The sequence below is a fragment of the Sphingomonas sp. MA1305 genome, from assembly GCF_016107325.1.
In the GTDB taxonomy this organism is placed as follows: Bacteria; Pseudomonadota; Alphaproteobacteria; order Sphingomonadales; family Sphingomonadaceae; genus Sphingomonas.
This window is the reverse complement of sequence record NZ_RCVT01000001.1, coordinates 762,228-779,148: the sequence shown is the minus strand read 5'-3', so window position 1 is coordinate 779,148 and position 16,921 is coordinate 762,228. Positions and strand designations below refer to the sequence as shown.

18 protein-coding genes and 2 tRNA genes are annotated in these 16,921 nt (G+C 68.5%); 5 read left to right on the top strand and 15 right to left on the bottom strand.

All coding sequences use genetic code 11. From position 1 onward, the window contains the following. The first annotated feature begins 137 nt into the window (after positions 1-137). From D9601_RS04000 to fdhD, 3 genes are read left to right on the top strand one after another with little or no spacing between them, the layout of a single operon-like run. Entirely contained in the window at positions 138-2,426 is a 2,289-nt protein-coding gene (locus D9601_RS04000; protein WP_198352608.1) for an FdhF/YdeP family oxidoreductase, read from the top strand. Further along, the gene (locus D9601_RS03995) at positions 2,333-2,929 is read left to right on the top strand and encodes a molybdenum cofactor guanylyltransferase (RefSeq protein ID WP_332837889.1); all 597 of its coding nucleotides are present in this window, start codon (positions 2,333-2,335) and stop codon (positions 2,927-2,929) included. The genes D9601_RS04000 and D9601_RS03995 overlap by 94 nt, the downstream gene beginning before the upstream one ends. Beyond that, positions 2,926-3,726, top strand: a complete 801-nt coding sequence (gene fdhD, locus D9601_RS03990; protein WP_198352607.1) for a formate dehydrogenase accessory sulfurtransferase FdhD — start codon at positions 2,926-2,928, stop codon at positions 3,724-3,726. The genes D9601_RS03995 and fdhD overlap by 4 nt, the downstream gene beginning before the upstream one ends. Before the next feature lie 4 nt (positions 3,727-3,730). Here fdhD and D9601_RS03985 read toward each other — a convergent pair whose 3' ends face one another. The 5 genes from D9601_RS03985 to D9601_RS03965 all read right to left on the bottom strand — a co-directional run bounded on the left by D9601_RS03985 (position 3,731) and on the right by D9601_RS03965 (position 7,822). After that, positions 3,731-4,033, bottom strand: a complete 303-nt coding sequence (locus D9601_RS03985; protein ID WP_198352606.1) for a hypothetical protein — start codon at positions 4,031-4,033, stop codon at positions 3,731-3,733. A 611-nt stretch (positions 4,034-4,644) separates the two neighbouring features. Beyond that, positions 4,645-4,721: transfer RNA gene (locus tag D9601_RS03980), tRNA-Met, on the bottom strand. A 54-nt stretch (positions 4,722-4,775) separates the two neighbouring features. Then, positions 4,776-5,303, bottom strand: coding sequence for a 2'-5' RNA ligase family protein (locus D9601_RS03975; RefSeq protein WP_198352605.1), 528 nt, complete (start codon positions 5,301-5,303; stop codon positions 4,776-4,778). Then, positions 5,300-7,234 carry a potassium transporter Kup gene (locus D9601_RS03970; protein ID WP_198352604.1) on the bottom strand — a complete coding sequence of 645 codons (1,935 nt, stop codon included), beginning with the start codon at positions 7,232-7,234 and terminating at the stop codon, positions 5,300-5,302. The genes D9601_RS03975 and D9601_RS03970 overlap by 4 nt, the downstream gene beginning before the upstream one ends. A 144-nt stretch (positions 7,235-7,378) precedes the next feature. Continuing rightward, positions 7,379-7,822 carry an Lrp/AsnC family transcriptional regulator gene (locus D9601_RS03965; RefSeq protein WP_198352603.1) on the bottom strand — a complete coding sequence of 148 codons (444 nt, stop codon included), beginning with the start codon at positions 7,820-7,822 and terminating at the stop codon, positions 7,379-7,381. A 123-nt stretch (positions 7,823-7,945) separates the two neighbouring features. Between D9601_RS03965 and ald the strand changes: the two genes are divergently transcribed. Together ald and D9601_RS03955 are read left to right on the top strand one after the other, a co-directional pair. Next, positions 7,946-9,052 (top strand): alanine dehydrogenase, encoded by a 1,107-nt coding sequence (gene ald / locus D9601_RS03960; RefSeq protein ID WP_198352602.1) that lies wholly within the window; start codon positions 7,946-7,948, stop codon positions 9,050-9,052. Positions 9,053-9,092: 40 nt separating this feature from the next. Continuing rightward, entirely contained in the window at positions 9,093-9,311 is a 219-nt protein-coding gene (locus D9601_RS03955) for a DUF3072 domain-containing protein (RefSeq protein ID WP_198352601.1), read from the top strand. Between the two features lie 116 nt (positions 9,312-9,427). Here the strand turns inward: D9601_RS03955 and D9601_RS03950 are convergent, their stop codons facing one another. From D9601_RS03950 to gspM, 10 genes are all read right to left on the bottom strand, one after another. Further along, positions 9,428-10,081, bottom strand: coding sequence for a tetratricopeptide repeat protein (locus D9601_RS03950; RefSeq protein ID WP_198352600.1), 654 nt, complete (start codon positions 10,079-10,081; stop codon positions 9,428-9,430). After that, positions 10,078-10,485, bottom strand: a complete 408-nt coding sequence (locus tag D9601_RS03945; RefSeq protein WP_198352599.1) for a cytochrome c-type biogenesis protein — start codon at positions 10,483-10,485, stop codon at positions 10,078-10,080. The genes D9601_RS03950 and D9601_RS03945 overlap by 4 nt, the downstream gene beginning before the upstream one ends. Beyond that, positions 10,482-11,009, bottom strand: coding sequence for a DsbE family thiol:disulfide interchange protein (locus tag D9601_RS03940; protein WP_198352598.1), 528 nt, complete (start codon positions 11,007-11,009; stop codon positions 10,482-10,484). The genes D9601_RS03945 and D9601_RS03940 overlap by 4 nt, the downstream gene beginning before the upstream one ends. Next, the gene (locus D9601_RS03935) at positions 11,006-12,922 is read right to left on the bottom strand and encodes a heme lyase CcmF/NrfE family subunit (protein WP_198352597.1); all 1,917 of its coding nucleotides are present in this window, start codon (positions 12,920-12,922) and stop codon (positions 11,006-11,008) included. The genes D9601_RS03940 and D9601_RS03935 overlap by 4 nt, the downstream gene beginning before the upstream one ends. Further along, entirely contained in the window at positions 12,919-13,353 is a 435-nt protein-coding gene (gene ccmE / locus D9601_RS03930) for a cytochrome c maturation protein CcmE (protein ID WP_198352596.1), read from the bottom strand. Before ccmE ends, D9601_RS03935 begins: the two co-directional genes overlap by 4 nt. Positions 13,354-13,450: 97 nt before the next feature. Continuing rightward, positions 13,451-14,191, bottom strand: a complete 741-nt coding sequence (ccmC, locus tag D9601_RS03925) for a heme ABC transporter permease CcmC (protein ID WP_232473803.1) — start codon at positions 14,189-14,191, stop codon at positions 13,451-13,453. Positions 14,192-14,441: 250 nt separating this feature from the next. Beyond that, entirely contained in the window at positions 14,442-15,494 is a 1,053-nt protein-coding gene (locus D9601_RS03920; protein WP_198352595.1) for a Leu/Phe/Val dehydrogenase, read from the bottom strand. A gap of 104 nt (positions 15,495-15,598) precedes the next feature. Further along, positions 15,599-15,675, bottom strand: a tRNA-His gene (locus tag D9601_RS03915). 47 nt (positions 15,676-15,722) lie between these two features. Further along, complete coding sequence (gene gspN, locus D9601_RS03910) at positions 15,723-16,436, bottom strand: type II secretion system protein N (RefSeq protein ID WP_198352594.1); 714 nt, start codon at positions 16,434-16,436, stop codon at positions 15,723-15,725. Further along, positions 16,433-16,903 (bottom strand): type II secretion system protein GspM, encoded by a 471-nt coding sequence (gene gspM / locus D9601_RS03905; protein WP_198352593.1) that lies wholly within the window; start codon positions 16,901-16,903, stop codon positions 16,433-16,435. The genes gspN and gspM overlap by 4 nt, the downstream gene beginning before the upstream one ends. Between the last annotated feature and the right edge of the window lie 18 nt (positions 16,904-16,921).

Here is a 16,921-nt window from a genome sequence, read left to right as displayed (position 1 = left end):
GGTCCGAAGACGACCGAGTTGCAGTTTGCTGACAGATCGATGGCACGGCGCCATCGGATCGCCACCGCAGGAAAAATGACCGTCCTGCATCGAAAGTGCCGCGGCGGCGTTGGTCTTTCCAAGCGGAAGGGCCTGACATGCACAAGACGGACGATATCGACACCAGCCCCTATACGGGTCCCGCCGGTGGCTGGGGGTCGATGAAGTCGCTTGCCGAAATCTCAATGCGCGAGAAGGTCGGGCCAGAGGCGGCCAAGGAACTGACCCGGCAGAACAAGCCCGGTGGCTTCATGTGCGTGTCCTGCGCCTGGGGAAAGCCCGCCCATCCGCATATCGCCGAATTCTGCGAGAATGGCGCCAAGGCGACCGCCTGGGAATTGACCAGCTATCGCACCACGCCCGAATTCTTCGCCAAGCACACGATCAGCGAGCTGCGCGGCTGGAAGGACTACGACCTCGAACAGGCCGGGCGGCTGACCCACCCGATGAAATATGACGCTGCCTCCGACAAATATGTCGCGGTCAGCTGGGGCGAGGCATTCGCCGACATCGGCGCGCAGCTGAAGGGCTTCGACCCGACCAAGGTCGTCTTCTACGCCTCGGGCCGCGCCAGCCTGGAAACGTCGTACATGTGGGCGCTGATGGCGCGGATGTACGGCAGCCAGAATTTGCCCGACAGTTCGAACATGTGCCACGAGACAACGTCGGTCGGCCTGAAGCAGGCGATCGGATCGCCGGTCGGCACGATCCACCTGTCGGACTACAACGTCTGCGACGCGATCTTCTACTTCGGCCAGAATCCGGGGGTGAACAGCCCGCGCTTCCTCCACCCGCTGCGCGATTGCGCCAAGCGCGGCGTCGATATCGTCGTGTTCAATCCGCTGAAGGAACGCGGGCTCGAGCGGTTCACCGATCCGCAGAACCCGATCGAGATGGCGACCGGCAAGTCGACGCCGATCGCCAGCCAATATCATCAGGTGCGGGCCGGCGGCGACATCGCCGCGCTGATGGGCCTGAGCAAATACGTCATCGAGGCCGACGATGCGGCGCGGGCGGCCGGCCGACCGGCGATCCTCGACCACGACTTCATCGCGCAGCACACGGTCCGCTTCGAGGAATTCGCCGCCCGGGCGCGCGCGACCGGATGGGACGGGATCGAGCGCGAGAGCGGCCTGACCCGCGCTGAGCTGGAAGACTCCGCGCGGATCTATACCAAGGCCAAGCGGGTGATCTGCGTTTACGGCATGGGCCTGACCCAGCACGTCAACGGCATCGACAATCTGCACATGCTGGTCAATTTCATGCTGCTGCGCGGCAATGTCGGCAAGCCGGGTGCCGGTTTTGGCCCTGTGCGCGGGCACAGCAACGTGCAGGGGCAGCGGACGGTCGGCATCACCGAAAAGCCCGAGCTGGCGCCGCTCGACCGGCTGAAGGACCTCTACGACTTTGAGCCGCCACGCGAGAAGGGCTGGGACACGGTCGAGGCGTGCGAGCGGATCATCGACGGCAGCGCGCAGGCGTTTGTCGGCCTGGGCGGCAACCTCGCCCGCGCGGTGCCCGACACGGCGCGCATCGAACCGGCGTGGCAGCAATTGCCACTGACGGTCAGCATCGCGACCAAGCTCAACCGCACGCATCTGCTGCCGGGCAAGACCTGCTATCTGCTCCCCTGCCTCGGCCGGATCGAGACGGACGAGCAGGCGGGCGGCGCGCAGGCGGTGACGATGGAGGATTCGTTCAGCCGCATCTACGGATCGCGCGGCCGGGCGACGCCGGCGGCCCCTACCCTGCTGTCCGAACCGGCCATCGTCGCCGGGATCGCCAAGGCGTTGCTGGCGCCCAATCCGAAGGTCGACTGGGACGCCTGGGTCGGCGATTATGGCCTGGTACGCGACGCGATCGAGGCGACCTATCCGGACAAGTTCAACCGCTTCAACGAGCGGATGTGGATTCCCGGCGGCTTCTGGAAGGGCGTGCCCGCCGCGCATCGCGAATGGCAGACGGAAAGCGGTCGCGCCGAGTTCAACGTGCCGACGGCGATGAGCGCGACCGGCTTCGAGGATGCGGAAGGCCGATTCCGGCTGATGACGCTGCGATCGAATGACCAGTTCAACACCACCGTCTATGGCTATCACGACCGCTTCCGCGGCATCAAAGGCACGCGCGACGTGGTGATGATGAACCGCGGCGACATGGCGCGGATGGGGCTGAAGGAGCATGACCGCGTCGATCTGGTCGGCGATGCCGGCGGCAACGGCGACACGCGCGTCGGCAATCTGCTGGTCGTGCCCTACGACATTCCGGCCGGCTGCCTGGGCGCCTATTATCCGGAGTGCAACGTGCTGATTCCCGTCGCGCATCACGCCCACCAGAGCCACGTGCCGGCGGCCAAGTCGGTGCCGGTGCGGGTGGAGCGCAGCGCCTGATCCTCGGCGCCATCCTGGCCGGCGGGCAATCCCGCCGTTTCGGCAGCGACAAGGCCGTCGCGCTGCTCGACGGTGCGCGGCTGATCGATCTGGTCCGGGCGCAACTGGCACCGCATGTCGATACGGTGGTGGTGGTCGGTCGCGACGGCGGGATCGCCGACCTGCCAGCCCCTGGGCTCGGGCCGCTAGGCGGGATCGCCGCGGCGCTCGACCATGCCGCCGCCCATGGCTTCGGCTGCGTCCTGACCCTGCCCTGCGACACGCCGCGCCTGCCCGAGCCGATGCTCGAGGCGCTGACGCGGCGGGCGCCGGCGTATTGCAGCGACGCGCCGGTGATCGGTTTCTGGCCGGCGGTGCTGCGCACCAATCTGCTCAACCGGCTCGGCCGTGCCGGGGCCGATCGGTCGGTGGCAAGCTGGGCGCGCAGCGTCGGTGCGCTGCCCATCGCCAGCCCGACGCCGCTTGCCAACGTCAACCGGCCGGAGGATCTGATGGCGCTATGAGCGCCGTCCCCTCCGATCCCCTTCGCCGCGAGCCCGTCCGCATCGTTTACGCCGATGGCCGCACCTCGGACGACCTGCGCGGCATTGCGGTCGAGGCGCCGGTCGCGATCGAGGTCGACGGGCTGGGCTATGCGGTGATGATGATGACGCCGCGCGACCTGGCAGCGTTCGCGACCGGCTTCATGCTGACGGAGCGGCTGGCGGACCGGCCGGACGAGATCGTCGCGGTCGAGCCGTTCGAGGCCGCCGACGGCTGGATCCTGCGCATCGTGCTGGCGCCGACCTGCGCCGGCCGCATCCACGATCGCGTCCGCCACCGCAGCAGCGATACGTCGTGCGGCCTGTGCGGCATCGCCGGATTGGAGCAGTTGCGTCGGCCCGTCGCCGCGCGACCGCCGCGCCCGACGGTGACCGCGGCGGCGATCTTCGCCGCCGGCGCGGCTTTGCGCGCGCACCAGCCGATCAATGCCGCGACCGGCGCGGTGCATGCCGCCGCCGCCTGCGATGCGGACGGACGCATCGTCGCGGCCTTCGAGGATGTCGGGCGGCACAATGCGCTCGACAAACTGATCGGCGCGCGCGCCGGCCATAGCGACGCCTTCCTGTTCGTCACGTCGCGGCTGAGCTTCGAGATGGTGGACAAGGCGCTGGTCGCGGCAACCCCTTTGCTCGCCGGCATTTCCGCGCCGACGGCGATGGCGGTCGATCACGCCCGTGCCCACGGCCTGACCCTGGTCGGGCTGGCACGTGCCGACTCACTTATCGTCCTGCACGACCCTTATCGGGTGTTCGGCTGACCGATCAGTGGCCCCAGTCCCAGACATGGGCCGACCAGTCGCGCGTCCGCGCGGCGGCATCGCTGACGGCATTCTCGATCATGTGGCGATAGGCACCGCCCAGGCTGACCGCATCGACGACGCAGAAGAGCGCCAGCACCCCGGCCCACAGCACGCCGCGGTGGATCGGCTCGCGTTTGCGGACCAGCTTCACCTCGTCGTTGCGCCGCTGTGCCAGCCGTCGCTCCGGTCCAGGATAGGGCGCAGCCGGCGCCACCCGGCGCTCTTCGCGCCGGCGCTCGTTCGGAAAATGATAGCGCGTACGCATCGGTTCTACTCCACCGCTCCGGACCTTACCCCGCGGAAGTTTCCGAAAGGTTCATAACTGATGCGTTTGCGATGGGCCGGTCCATTGGTCGTGATGCCAGCCTCAGTCCGATCCGGCCCGCGCTTTGGGAGGCAGGCGCTACCGTATAGCAGATGGTGCTCGCATTAGGATGACGAATCGCGAGCGTCGCGGCGGCGTGAGTGCCGTCGGCACCGGCAAGCCATCGGATCGGGGGGAATGATGTCCGAGCGGCGATCGGTCCTGCTGGGGGCGGAGCAACGGATCGCAGAGCGACTACGCCTTCGCGCGACAATTCGGGCTGTTCGAATCGACACAAGGGCTGGAGGCGATAAGCCGGCTGGTCGCCGACATCCACCGTCGCGGAACTCTGCTGTCGACCGGCGCGATGGGCACGCGCCACCGCCCCGACGCGCTTGCCGGCGGCGAAGCGGCTGAGTTGCGCGCATGAGCCGACGCGATCGTAAGCATTCCGCACGAAGGCGGAGCCAAGGATGTCGAGGTGATCGGGTCGTGGTGAACGGCGCTGACAATAGCCGGCGTTGGTTCAAGGCAAGCGCAGGCCGGAAGGGCGACGCGCTTGGCGGATACGTTGGTAGCGGAGGAGGGACTTGAACCCCCGACACGCGGATTATGATTCCGCTGCTCTAACCAGCTGAGCTACTCCGCCCCAAGGGCATCGCCGTCGGCGAGCCGCGGCCTATATGTAGGCGCCGCGAAGGCGTCAAGCGAACATGTGACGCGACAGCGGCTCCCATGGCCCGCCGCGATACCACCAGCTTGCCAGACCGGCGATCTCGACGTCGCGGGGCGCGAATTCGCGGGCCAGCGCGCCGAGCAGCAGCTTGGCGACGTTCGGCTGCACCTTGTTCTGGATGGTGACGTGCGGGCGCCAGCCGCCCGCATCCTGCGGCGTCAGAAGGCCGGCGAACGCCTCCGCCAGATCGCGGCGGATGGCGACCAGTTCGGGCGATTCGATCCGGTAGGCGACCCCGCGGCCAAGCGACATCACCCCGCCGATCCGCGCACGCGGCGCCCCTATGCCGCGGGTGGCGAGCGACAGGCGATGCTTGAGTTCGGCTTCCGCCGACGGCGGCAGATGGTGGAACAGCGTCAGGTGCGCGGCGAGCACGTTGCGGTCGGGCGGAAAATGCGCGGCGCGCTGCGCATCGAACCAGCCCTGATCCTGCCGCCCGAACAGGACGGTGACGATGATCGGCGCCGGGCCGCCGGCCGGCCCCGCGGCGCTCAAATCTCCACCTGGCTGCCGAGCTCGACGACCCGGTTGGTCGGCAGGCGGAAGAATTCCATCGCGCTTTCCGCGTTGCGCAGCATCCAGGCGAACAATTTCTCGCGCCAGATCATCATGCCCGGCCGCTCGGAAGCGAGCAAAGTCTGGCGCGACAGGAAGAAGCTGGTGTCCATCATCCGGAAGTCGGCGCCGCATTCATGCACCCGCTTGAGCGCGGCCGGCACGTCGATCTCTTCCATGAAGCCGTAGCGCAGCACGACGCGGAAGAAGCCCTCCCCCATCGGCTCTTCATAGGCGCGGTCGTCCGCCGACCAATAGGGCTGGTCGACGATCTTGACCGTGAGCAGGATGACCCGCTCGTGCAGCACCTTGTTGTGCTTGAGATTGTGCAGCAGCGCGTGCGGCACGCCGTCGGCGGTCGAGGTCATGAACACGGCCGTGCCCGGCACGCGGCTGGCGGAATTGGAGGCGGAGGTGATGAACACCTTGATCGGCATCGCCGCCTCGCGCAGCCGCTCCATCATCAGCTTGCGCCCCTTGGACCAGGTGGTCAGCAGGGTGAAGACGATCAGCCCGATCATCAGCGGGAACCAGCCGCCGTCTGGCACCTTGGTCAGATTGGCGGTGAAATAGGCGCCATCGACCAGGAAGAAGAGGCCGAGCAACGGCGCCGCGGCATAGATCGGCCAGTTCCACAGCCGCAGCAGCGCGACGCCGAGCAGACAGGAATCGATGAACATTGCGCCCGTCACCGCGATGCCATAGGCCGAGGTGAGGTTGGACGAGGTGCGGAAGAACAGCACCAGAATGATCACCATCGCCATCAGCAGCCAGTTGATCAGCGGAATGTAGATCTGTCCGACCGTGGCCGCGCTGGTATGCTCGATCCGCAATCGCGGCATAAAGCCGAGCTGGATCGCCTGCTGGGTCACCGAGAAGGCGCCGGAGATCACCGCCTGGCTGGCGATGATTGCCGCCGCAGTGGCAAGAATGACGAGCGGCAGCTGCAGGCTGTCGGGCGCGAGCATGTAGAAGGGGCTTTCCAGCGCCGCCCGCCCCTCGCGGAACAGCAATGCGCCCTGCCCCATGTAATTGCACATCAGCGCCGGCAGCACGAAGACCAGCCACGACAGGCCGATCGGGCGGCGGCCGAAATGCCCCATGTCGGCGTAGAGCGCCTCCGCCCCGGTCACCGCCAGGACCACCGATCCCAGCGCCAGGAAGGCGCGAACCGGATCGAGGTAGAAGAACTCCACGGCATAATGCGGCGAGAAGGCCCAGAGCACGCCGGGCGTGTGCACGACGCTGATCAGTCCGAGCACCGCGATCGTCGCGAAATAGACCAGCATGATCGGCCCGAAGAACAGGCCGACGCGGGCGGTGCCGCTCTTCTGGATGGTGAACAGGAAGACAAGGATCGCCACCGCGATCGGCAGCACGAGATTGCCGAAGGCGGGGGCGGCGACCGCGATCCCCTCGACCGCCGACAGCACCGAGACCGCCGGGGTGATCATCGAGTCGCCGTAGAATAACGACGTCGCAAACACGCCGAGCAGGACGATGCCGGTGCTCCACCGCCGGCTCTTGGTGCGGCCGGAGACCAGCGCGAGCAACGCCAGGCTGCCCCCTTCCCCCTTGTTGTCGGCGCGCATGATGATCGCGACGTATTTGATCGTGACGACGATCATCATCGACCAGAACATCAGGCTCAGCACGCCCATGATGTGCAGGGGGTCGAGCGCCAGCTTGTGATGGCCGTTGAACGTCTCGCGGAAGGCGTAGAGCGGGCTGGTGCCGATGTCGCCGAAGACGATGCCGATCGCGCCGAGCGCGAGCTTGAGCATGCCGTCCTGGCCGTGCGCCTGTTCGGTCTTGTGCTGGTGTTGCCCTTCGCGGGCGCTGGGCACCGAAGCCGTGACGGGTGCGCTCATGGCGCCGCTCGCCGGATCGTGATCACGCCGACGATCCGCGGGCGAGACGCTTCGTTCCCAACCTGTTCCATCGCGGCGCGCCTTAGCATGAGGTGAACGAAAGGGGCAACGCCGCGCGACGAGGTTCGGTTGCCGGGCGGTGGATCAGGTCCGCCGCACCACCTCGCGGATGACGAAATGCGAGGCGAGGCGCGCGACGCCGGGCAGGCGCGACAGCGTTTCGCGGTGGATGCGCTCGAACGTATCGTCGCGGCGCACCTCGACGTGCAGCATGTAATCCGCCTCGCCGCTCATCAGGAAGCATTCGCGCACTTCGGGACAGTCGACGATCTCGCGCTCGAACGCCGCCATCGTCTCCTCGCGCTGGTCGCGCAGCGTGACGTTGACCAGCACGGTGCTGGGATCGCCGCGCGCGCTCTTGCTCAGCACGGCGCGATAGCCGGCGATCAGGCCGCGCTCGCGCAGGGCGGCCACCCGGCGGTGCGCGGCGCTCGGCGACAGGCCGACAGCCTCCCCCAGCTGGGCGCTGGTCAGATCGGAATTGCGGGCGAGCTGTGCGAGAATGCGGCGGTCGAGCGGGTCAAGCATGATCGTGCGTCCTGTTCCCCTCCTACGGGAAAATATCCCGCCGCGGTGTACTGGGATGGATGAGATTGCAAACCTCTCCCGGCTGTGCGGCGCTATTGATGCGCGCGCAAGAGGAGAGTCTGTATGCAGATCGGTGTTCCCAAAGAGATCAAGAATCATGAATATCGCGTCGGACTGACGCCACCGTCGGTGGCCGAGCTGGTCGCCGCCGGCCACGACGTGGTGGTCGAGACCAAGGCCGGCGCCGGCATCGACTTCGAGGACGCCGACTATGTCGCCGCCGGCGCGACGATCCTCGGCACCGCGGCGGAAGTGTTCGCGCAGGCCGACATGATCGTGAAGGTCAAGGAGCCGCAGGCGAGCGAAATCGCGCTGCTCGAGCCGCGCCACCTGCTGTTCACCTACCTCCACCTCGCCGCCGACAAGCCGCAGGCGGAGGGGCTGATCAAGTCCGGCGCCACCTGCATCGCCTATGAGACGGTGACCGCGGCGCGCGGCGGCCTGCCGCTGCTGAAGCCGATGAGCGAGGTCGCGGGCCGCATGTCGGTGCAGGTCGGCGCGCATTACCTCGAGAAGGAACAGGGCGGACGCGGCGTGCTGCTCGGCGGCGTGCCCGGCGTCGCGCCGGCCAAGGTCGCCATCCTCGGCGGCGGCGTCTCCGGCGTCAACGCGGCGCAGATGGCGGTCGGCATGCGCGCCGACGTCACCATCTACGACATTTCGAACGATCGCCTCGCCGAACTCGACATGTTCTTCTCCAGCCAGATCAAAACCGCCTATGCCAGCAAGGCGGCGATCGCGTCGGCGGTGAAGAACGCGCATCTCGTCATCGGCGCCGTTCTCGTGCCCGGCGCGGCGGCGCCGAAGCTGGTGACTCGCGACATGGTCAAGACGATGAAGCGCGGCGCGGTGATGGTCGACATCGCCATCGACCAGGGCGGCTGTTTCGAGACCAGCCACGCGACGACGCATGAGGACCCGGTGTTCGAGGTGGACGGCGTGATCCATTATTGTGTCGCCAACATGCCGGGCGCCGTGGCGCGGACCAGCGCCTTCGCGCTCAACAACGCGACGCTGCCCTTCGCGCTGAAGCTCGCCAACATGGGCGCGGAAGCGGCGATGAAGGCGGATGCGCATCTCGCCAACGGCCTCAACGTCTATCACGGCAAGATCACCCATCATGCCGTTGCCGAGGCACTGGACTTGCCGTTCTCCGGCTGGAACGGATAAGGAACATGTGGGTTGGGTGTTCGGAAAGGATACCCAACCCATGTCAGAGATTGAAAATCCCAAGGACCATCCGACCGGCAACGCCGAAAAGGACCCGGACGATTGGACCACCGGCGACGAGCCGATGACCGGCGCGCAGGCGAGCTACCTCAAGACGCTGAGCGAGGAAGCCGGTGAACCGTTCGACGACGGGCTGAGCAAGGCCGAGGCGTCGAAGCGCATCGACGCACTGCAAGAGAAGACCGGACGGGGGAAATAAGGCTACGGCTCCACCCCTATGTTCTTACGAACGCAGCAACTCAGAGCCGCGGATGATGACCCCTGCAACTCTGGGTTCCTGCGTCCGCAGGAGCACTCAAGAAAGGGGTGCAGCGTTCAGCGTTGCGGGGAGGTCACCCCATCCCCCTCCCGCATTGCGATCAGCCGGTCGAGCAGCGCAAGGCGCACCTCGACGTCGCGCCGGTAGGACGCGTGCGCCGGTGTCAGCGCCAGCGCGCGCGCCCAATAGCGGCGGGCCTCTTCGAAATTCTCCTCGCGCAGATAGGCTAGGCCGAGGAAAAACGGCGGCGCCGGATGCTGCGGGGACAGGCGCATCGCCTGTTGGAAGGCGAAGAGCGCCGGTGGCGATAGTTGGCCGCCGTCATGCGCCGCCATCGCGCTGCCGAGCGCGGTCCACAGCATCAGGCTTTCGGGCACATGCTCGATTCCGCCGAGGATGACGCGCACCGCCGCCTGCGGTTCGCCGGCGCGGGTCATCGCGTCCGCCGCAGTGAGATAGGCGGCATCGGCGGAATAGCGGCCGAGCATACGGTCGCGCAGGTCGAACATCGTCAGGTCGTCGGGCTGGATCAAGGCGCGCGGCGTGGCGGGATGCGCCGGCAGCGACGGCCGCCCCTGCATCGCATAGCCGACGCCGGCGAGCATGATCGCCGCGCCGACGCTCGACCACAGCAATCGCGGCAGCCCGATCAGGATCATCGCGCCCGACACGGCGAGCGCCAGCGCCGCGAAGCACAGCCAGCCGATCATCGCGCCCGCCGCCGGAAGCTCGCCCGCGCCACCACCACGCCGACCGCCAGCAAGATCAAAGGTGCCAGCCAGAGTGGCCAGGTCGCTGCCCCGAGCGGCGGATCATAGCTGACATAGTCGCCATAGCGGGCGATCAGCCAGCGCCGGATCGACCCGGCGCTTTCCCCCGCAGCGATCCGCTGCCGGACCAGCGCGCGCATGTCGCCGGCGATGCTGGCGTCGCTGTCGGCGATCGATTGCCCCTGGCAGACGAGGCAACGGAGCGTCTCCATCAGCGCGCGCGCCTTTGCCTCCTTGGCGGGATCGGCGAGCTGCGTATTGGCGAGCCGCGCCGGCGGGGTCGTCGGATCGGCGAGTGCCGGTGCCGCGACCAGCAGCAGGATCGGCAGGACACGGCGGATCATCGCGCGCTCCGCACCGCTGCGGCGATGCCGTCGACATCTTCGGCGCGGATATCGCCGACATGCTGCAGGACGATCTTGCCCTGTCCGTCGATCACGAATGTCTCCGGCACGCCCGACGAGCCGAGCGCCAGCTGCACCGCGCTCTGCTTGTCGTCGCCGATCCGCTGATAGGGATCGCCGTTGCGGCGCAGGAAGGCGGTCAGCGCGGGCGCCGTGTCGCGGATCGCGACGGCGTCGACCGCGATGCCCATCGCCTTCAGCCGCATCAGCTGCGGCGCCTCGGCGGCGCAGGGGATGCACCAGCTGGCGAAGATGTTGAGCAGCCGCGGCTGGCCCTTGCGGAAGTCAGCGCTCGACAGGCCGGGCTTGCCGGGCGCGAGCGGCGGCAGCGTGAATGTGGGAAGCGGCTTGCCGACCAGTTGCGACCGGACGGTGCGGTCGGCAGGGCGGATCAGGCCGCTTGCGACGACCGCGAAGAACAGGGCGAAAGCGAGCAGTGGCCCCCACAGCAACGCGCGCCTCATGCCCATGCCTCCCGCATCCGTGCCCGACGCTCACGCCGCCACCGCCCGAACAGCGACAGCGCGCCGCCGAGCGCGACGAGGCCGCCGCCCAGCCAGATCAGCGTCACGAACGGCTTCCACCACAGGCGCAACTGCCAGCGCCCCTGCCCGTCCGGCTGACCGAGCACGGTGTAAAGCTGGCCGTCCCACAATGTCGCGATCGCGCTCTCGCTGGTCGTCGTCGCCGGCGTCGAGAAGAAGCGCGACTGCGGACGGAGCACCAGCCGCTCGTCACCGCGCGTCGCCGACAGGCGCGCCTCCAGCGCCGACCAGCCTTCGCCGACCACCGGCTTGATCCCGTCGAGGCGGACGGTGAACGGCCCGACGCGCGCCGGCTGGCCGACCTCGACCGCGAGCAACGTCTCGCTGGTGAAGGCCGCGTCCGACGCCATGCCGGCGAGGCTGACCGCGATGCCGAGATGGGCGACCACCATGCCCCAGGTGAACAGGGGCGTGCGCCGCAGGTCGCGGCCGAGCAGCGGCAGGACGCTGGCGACGGCGAGGCCGGCCGCCAGGGACAGGCCGATCGTCGGCAACAGGGGCACCGGACCGAAGGCGACCAGCGCCGCGGCGGCAAAACAGGTCGCGGCGATCGGCCAGGTCAGCCGGCCGACCAATTGCCCGGCCTCGTCGCGCCGCCAGCGGACCAGCGGCCCAACCGCCATGACGACGACCAGCGCCAGCGCGATCGGCCCCGCGGTCTTGTTGAAGAAGGGCGGGCCGACCGACAGCTGCACGCCGAAGCTTGCCGCCACCAGTGGGTAAAGCGTGCCGATCAGCACGATGCCGAGGATCACCGACAGGAGCAGATTGTTGATCACCAGCCCGCCCTCGCGGCTGACCGGTTCGAAGGTGGTGCCGGCACGCACCTTGCCGATCCGCGCGCCGAACAGCGCCAGCGCGCCGCCGATATAGAGGGCGAGCAGCACCAGGATGAAGGTGCCGCGACGCGGGTCGACGGCAAAGGCATGGACGCTGGTCAATATGCCGGAACGGACAAGGAAGGTGCCGATCATCGACATCGAAAAGGCGACCACCGCCAGCATCACCGTCCAGGCGCGCAGACCATCGCGCGCCGCCAGCACGCTGACCGAATGGAGCAGCGCCGTCGCCGCGAGCCACGGCATCAGCGAGGCATTCTCCACCGGGTCCCAGAACCACCAGCCGCCCCAGCCGAGCTCGTAATAGGCCCAATAGCTGCCCGCGGTGATGCCGAGCGTCAGGAAGATCCAGGCGGCGAGCACCCATGGCCGCATCGCGCGCGCGAACACCGGTCCGACCTGCCCGGTGACCAGCGCGCCAACCGCGAAGGAGAAGGCGACGGAGATGCCGACATAGCCCAGGTAGAGCGTCGGCGGATGGAAAGCGAGGCCGGGGTCCTGCAGCAACGGATTGAGGCCGAGGCCATCGGGCGGCGCCGGGCTGACCCGGTCGAACGGATTGGAGGAGAAGAGCAGGAAGGCGTAGAACCCCAGCGCCAGCGCCGCCTGCGCACCGAGCGTCGCCACCAACGTGCGCGCATCGAGCCGCCGCTCGACCAGCGCCACCGCGCCGCCGGCGAGACCGAGGATCGCCACCCACAGCAGCATCGACCCTTCATGATTGCCCCAGGCGCCGGCGAATTTGTACAGCCACGGCTTGGACGAATGGCTGTTCTCGACGACGACGCGCACCGACATGTCGGAGGCGAGGAAGACGCCGATCAGCGCCGCCATTGCGATGATCGCCAGCGCGCCCTGCGCGATCGCGACCGGGCGGACGCCGGCGATCACCGCCTCCCGACCCCGCGCCACGCCGGCGGCGGCGAGCATCAGCTGCAACAGCGCGAGCGCGGCGGCGAGCCACAGCGCGCTAAGGCCGGTCTCGGCGATCATTTTTCCAGCGTCTTGGTTTCGTGCATCGCGCCCGCCACCTGCGGCGGCATGTATTTCTCGTCGTGCTTGGCGAGCAGATTGGTGGCGGTGAAGCTGCCGTCCGGGTTGAAGTGCCCCTCCGCGACGACGCCCGAGCGTTCGCGGAACAGATCGGGCGTGATGCCGGCGAAGGTGACGGGGGTCGTCGCCTGCCCATCGCCGACGACGAAGCGCACCGTCACGCCATCGCGGGCGCGCTGGATCGATCCTGCCTGCACCATGCCGCCGAGCCGTACCGCCCGGCCGAGCGGCAGGCCGTCGCGCTTCGCATCAGAGGGCGAGTAGAAGAAGCTCGCCTGATCCTTCAGCGCCGACATGGCGAGCAGCGCCGCGGCGACGATCGCCGCGACCGCCAGGATCGCGAGGGTCAGGCGCTGACTCTTCGGCGTCATTTCTCGGCCCGGCGCATCGCGATCCAGCTGGCGAGCACAAGCGCGCCCGCGCCGGCGAGCGTCACGGCATAAGCGGCGATCACGAACGGCCAGGGGTTCATGCGCGCGCCATCCGGCGCAGCCGCGCCTCCGCCTTAATGCGCGCGAGCTCGGCGCGCATCCGCATCAGCACAATACCGGCGAACAGCAGGGAGAAGCCCGTCACGGTAAAGCCCAGCGGCCAAAGGATCGACGGCGCGATGGTCGATCCGGTGACGCCGATCGACGGCCCCTGATGCAAGGTGTTCCACCATACCACCGAATAGCGAATCACCGGCAGCAGCACGGTGCCGCCGATACCGTAGAGCGCCGGGATGCGCCCGTCGCCGCCACGCTCCGCATCGGCGCGGGCGAGCGCCATATAGCCGCAATAGACAAAGAACAGCAGCAGCATCGAGGTCAACCGCCCGTCCCACTGCCACCACGTGCCCCAGGTCGGCCGGCCCCAGATCGAGCCGGTGACGAGGCACAGCGCCGCGAAGGTCGCGCCCGGCAGCGCGATCGCCCGCGCGGCGACCTGCGCCAGCGGATGCCGCCAGACGAGGAAGGCGATGCTGGCGATCGCCAGGCCGCTCCAGCCGCCCATGCCAAGCCAGGCGGCGGGAACGTGGATGTAGAGGATGCGCACCGTCTCGCCCTGCAGATAGTCGGGCGGGGTCTGCGTCAGCCCGGCCCAGCAGCCGATCGCGGTCAACATGATCCCGACGAGCGTCAGCAGCGGCGTCAGCGGCCGCGCAAGGCGCAGAAAACGCGCAGGGTTCGCAAGGGCGTGGAGGCTCGGCACGGCGGTGCCGGTCATAGGGGGGAAAGCCGCACCCGCCAAGCGCAGCAATGAGCGAGAGCAACGCAGAACTGTTGGTCGGGAGAGGCAGGCCTGAATTCACGTCCCGTCATGCCGGACTTGTTCCGGCATCCACCATTGTCCAGGCAACGCAACGTGGGGTCGCGGCATGGTGGACCCCGGAACCAGTCCGGGGTGACGGCTCGTTCGAGCGGTCGAGCAGCGTGAAGACCGGACCGCACGCTGATCCCCACTTGGCGCCGCGCGCTCAGCCGCGGCCGATCAGACGCTGTGCGATCGTATCGGCGACCTCCGCCGCCGGACGGCCGGTGCGGTCGCTTTCGTCCCACACTTCGTTGAGACGCGCGGGAATCTTGTCGATCCGCGCCATCACCTCGGCCTCGTCGCCTTGGCCGAGATATTCGAGGCCGACGTTGATGATGCCGCCCGCGTTGATGACGTAATCGGGCGCATAGAGGATGCCGCGCTCGTGCAGCCGGTCGTAATCCTCGCGCGTCGCCAGCTGGTTATTGGCGCCGCCCGCGACGACCTTGGCGGTCAGTGTCGGGATCGTCGCCTCGGTCAGGATCGCGCCCAAAGCATTGGGGCTGAAGATGTCGGCTTCGATGCCGAGGATGGTGCCGGCCGCAACCGCCTCTGCGCCGAGTTCCGCCGCCAGCGCCTGCGCCCGCGCCGCGTCGACATCGGCGAGCGTCAGCCTGGCGCCATCCGCGGCGAGCAGGCGGGCGAGGCCGCCGCCGACCGAGCCGACGCCCTGGATTGCGACGTGCACGCCCTTCATGTCGGTGGCGCCGAGACCGCGCGCCGCCGCCGCCTTGACGCCGAGATAGACGCCGCGCGCGGTGTACGGGCCGGGATCGCCGCCGGCCGCGCCGCTGGCGACGGGCAGGCCGGAGACGTACTTCGTCTCGCCAGCGATCACCTTCATCCGCGCTTCCGACATGCCGACATCCTCGGCGGTGACGTAGCGGCCGCCAAGCGATTCGACCGCGCGGCCGAACGCCTTCAGCTGCGCCTCGCTGATCACCGCGCCCGGCTTGTCGGCGAGGATCACGCCCTTGCCGCCGCCCAGCGCCAGGTTCGCCATCGCGTTCTTGAAGCTCATGCCGCGCGACAGGCGCAGCGCGTCGGTCACCGCCTGGTCGCCCGCCGCATAATGCCAGAAGCGCGCGCCGCCCGCCGCCGGCCCGAGATGCGTCGAGTGGACCGCAACCACCGCCCGCAAACCCGAATCAGGGTCGGTGAAGGCGTGGACGCCCTCGTGATCGTCGAAATCCGGAAGATCCCACACCGAGGTCATGTCCTGCTCCACTGCGTTATACGGATGTTGCGAAGCCGAGTAATATTCTTTCCCGGTCAGCTTGACCAGATATTTCGGCTATGCCGCTACAAAGCTGAGGAAAGTGGGGCGACCGACGGGACTTGAACCCGCAACTTCCGGCATCACAAGCCGGCGCTCTAACCAATTGAACTACGGTCGCCGCGAAGACGCGTGCCCCTAAGCGGGAGGCGGCACTTCGTCAAGCTATCAGAAGCTCCCCTGGATCGAAAGCCGCCACGCATTGCCCGACTGGACGAAGCCCGCCTCGGCCAGTCGCGCCGCCGCCGTGGGATCGGTGGGCGTGATGCGCAATGCCGCAGTGTAGCGGCCCTGGCCGGTGATGCGCAGATCGACGCCCTCGCCGCCCGACTGACTGGCGAGCGGCAGCAGCAGCTGGCCCGCGTCGCAGCGCGCGTTGCCGGACAGTTCGGTCGGCAACGGCACGCCGGCGGCGTCGCCGACCAGCAGCGCCCGGACCCGCCCCTCGGCCCGGTCGCATGTGTCGTCGGTGAAATGGACGGTGACCCCGTCGAGGATCAGCGTCGTCACCGGCAAGGGCGCGAAGACGCGTCCGGTCGGCAGAGTCGCGGTGACGTCCTCGACCCCGCGGCGATGGCGGCTGAGCGTGATCGCGCCCCGCACCGTGCCGAAGTCGTCCTCCAGCCCGACGCGGGCGCGACCGATCAGCAGGGCCAGCGGCGACAGGCCGGCGTGGAGCGAGCCCAAAGAGAGGTCGCCGAACCGCGCTTCGTTGAGCCGTCCGTCCCAGACGGAGCCGGTCACGGTGCGCGCGCTGAAGCCCTGGTCGCCGAGGCCGATCCAGCCGAGCGCCAGCCGCATCGGCAGGAAGACGAGCAGCGCCGCGACGAGCAAGGCACCGAACAGGACGCCCGGACCGGTGGCGAGACGCAGCCGCCTCACGACGTGCGCGCCCGTACGGTGAGATCGGCGGCGACGCTGCCGTCGCCATTGTCGCGCCAGGTCGCGGATTCGACCAGCAGCCCGCCCGACTCCAGCCGTGCGAGCCAGCGCGACAGCGCCGCAGGCCGCGCCGCCTGGATCGTCGCATGGACACGCCCGCCGCTCTGTTCGTCGAGGGTGGCGAGGACGAAGCCGGCCGATTCGGCCTGGGCGCGCAACGCATCCGCCGGCGTCCCGGTCAGCGGCACCCGGCGGCCGGCGCCGTGGATCGCGTCGACCGCGCGTTCCGTTTCGGCGAAGCGGACGACGGCATCGGCGTGCCGCTCGCGTGCGCTGGACAGGCCGTCCCGCACCGGGCGGACGATGCCCGCCCAGACAATCGTCAGGGCGGCGAGGCCGACCATCACGAGCAGCAGCCGCTTCTCACGCAGCGAGCGGCCGTCGAACCAGGCGCGCAAACCCGTCATCGCGTTACGATCCCCTGT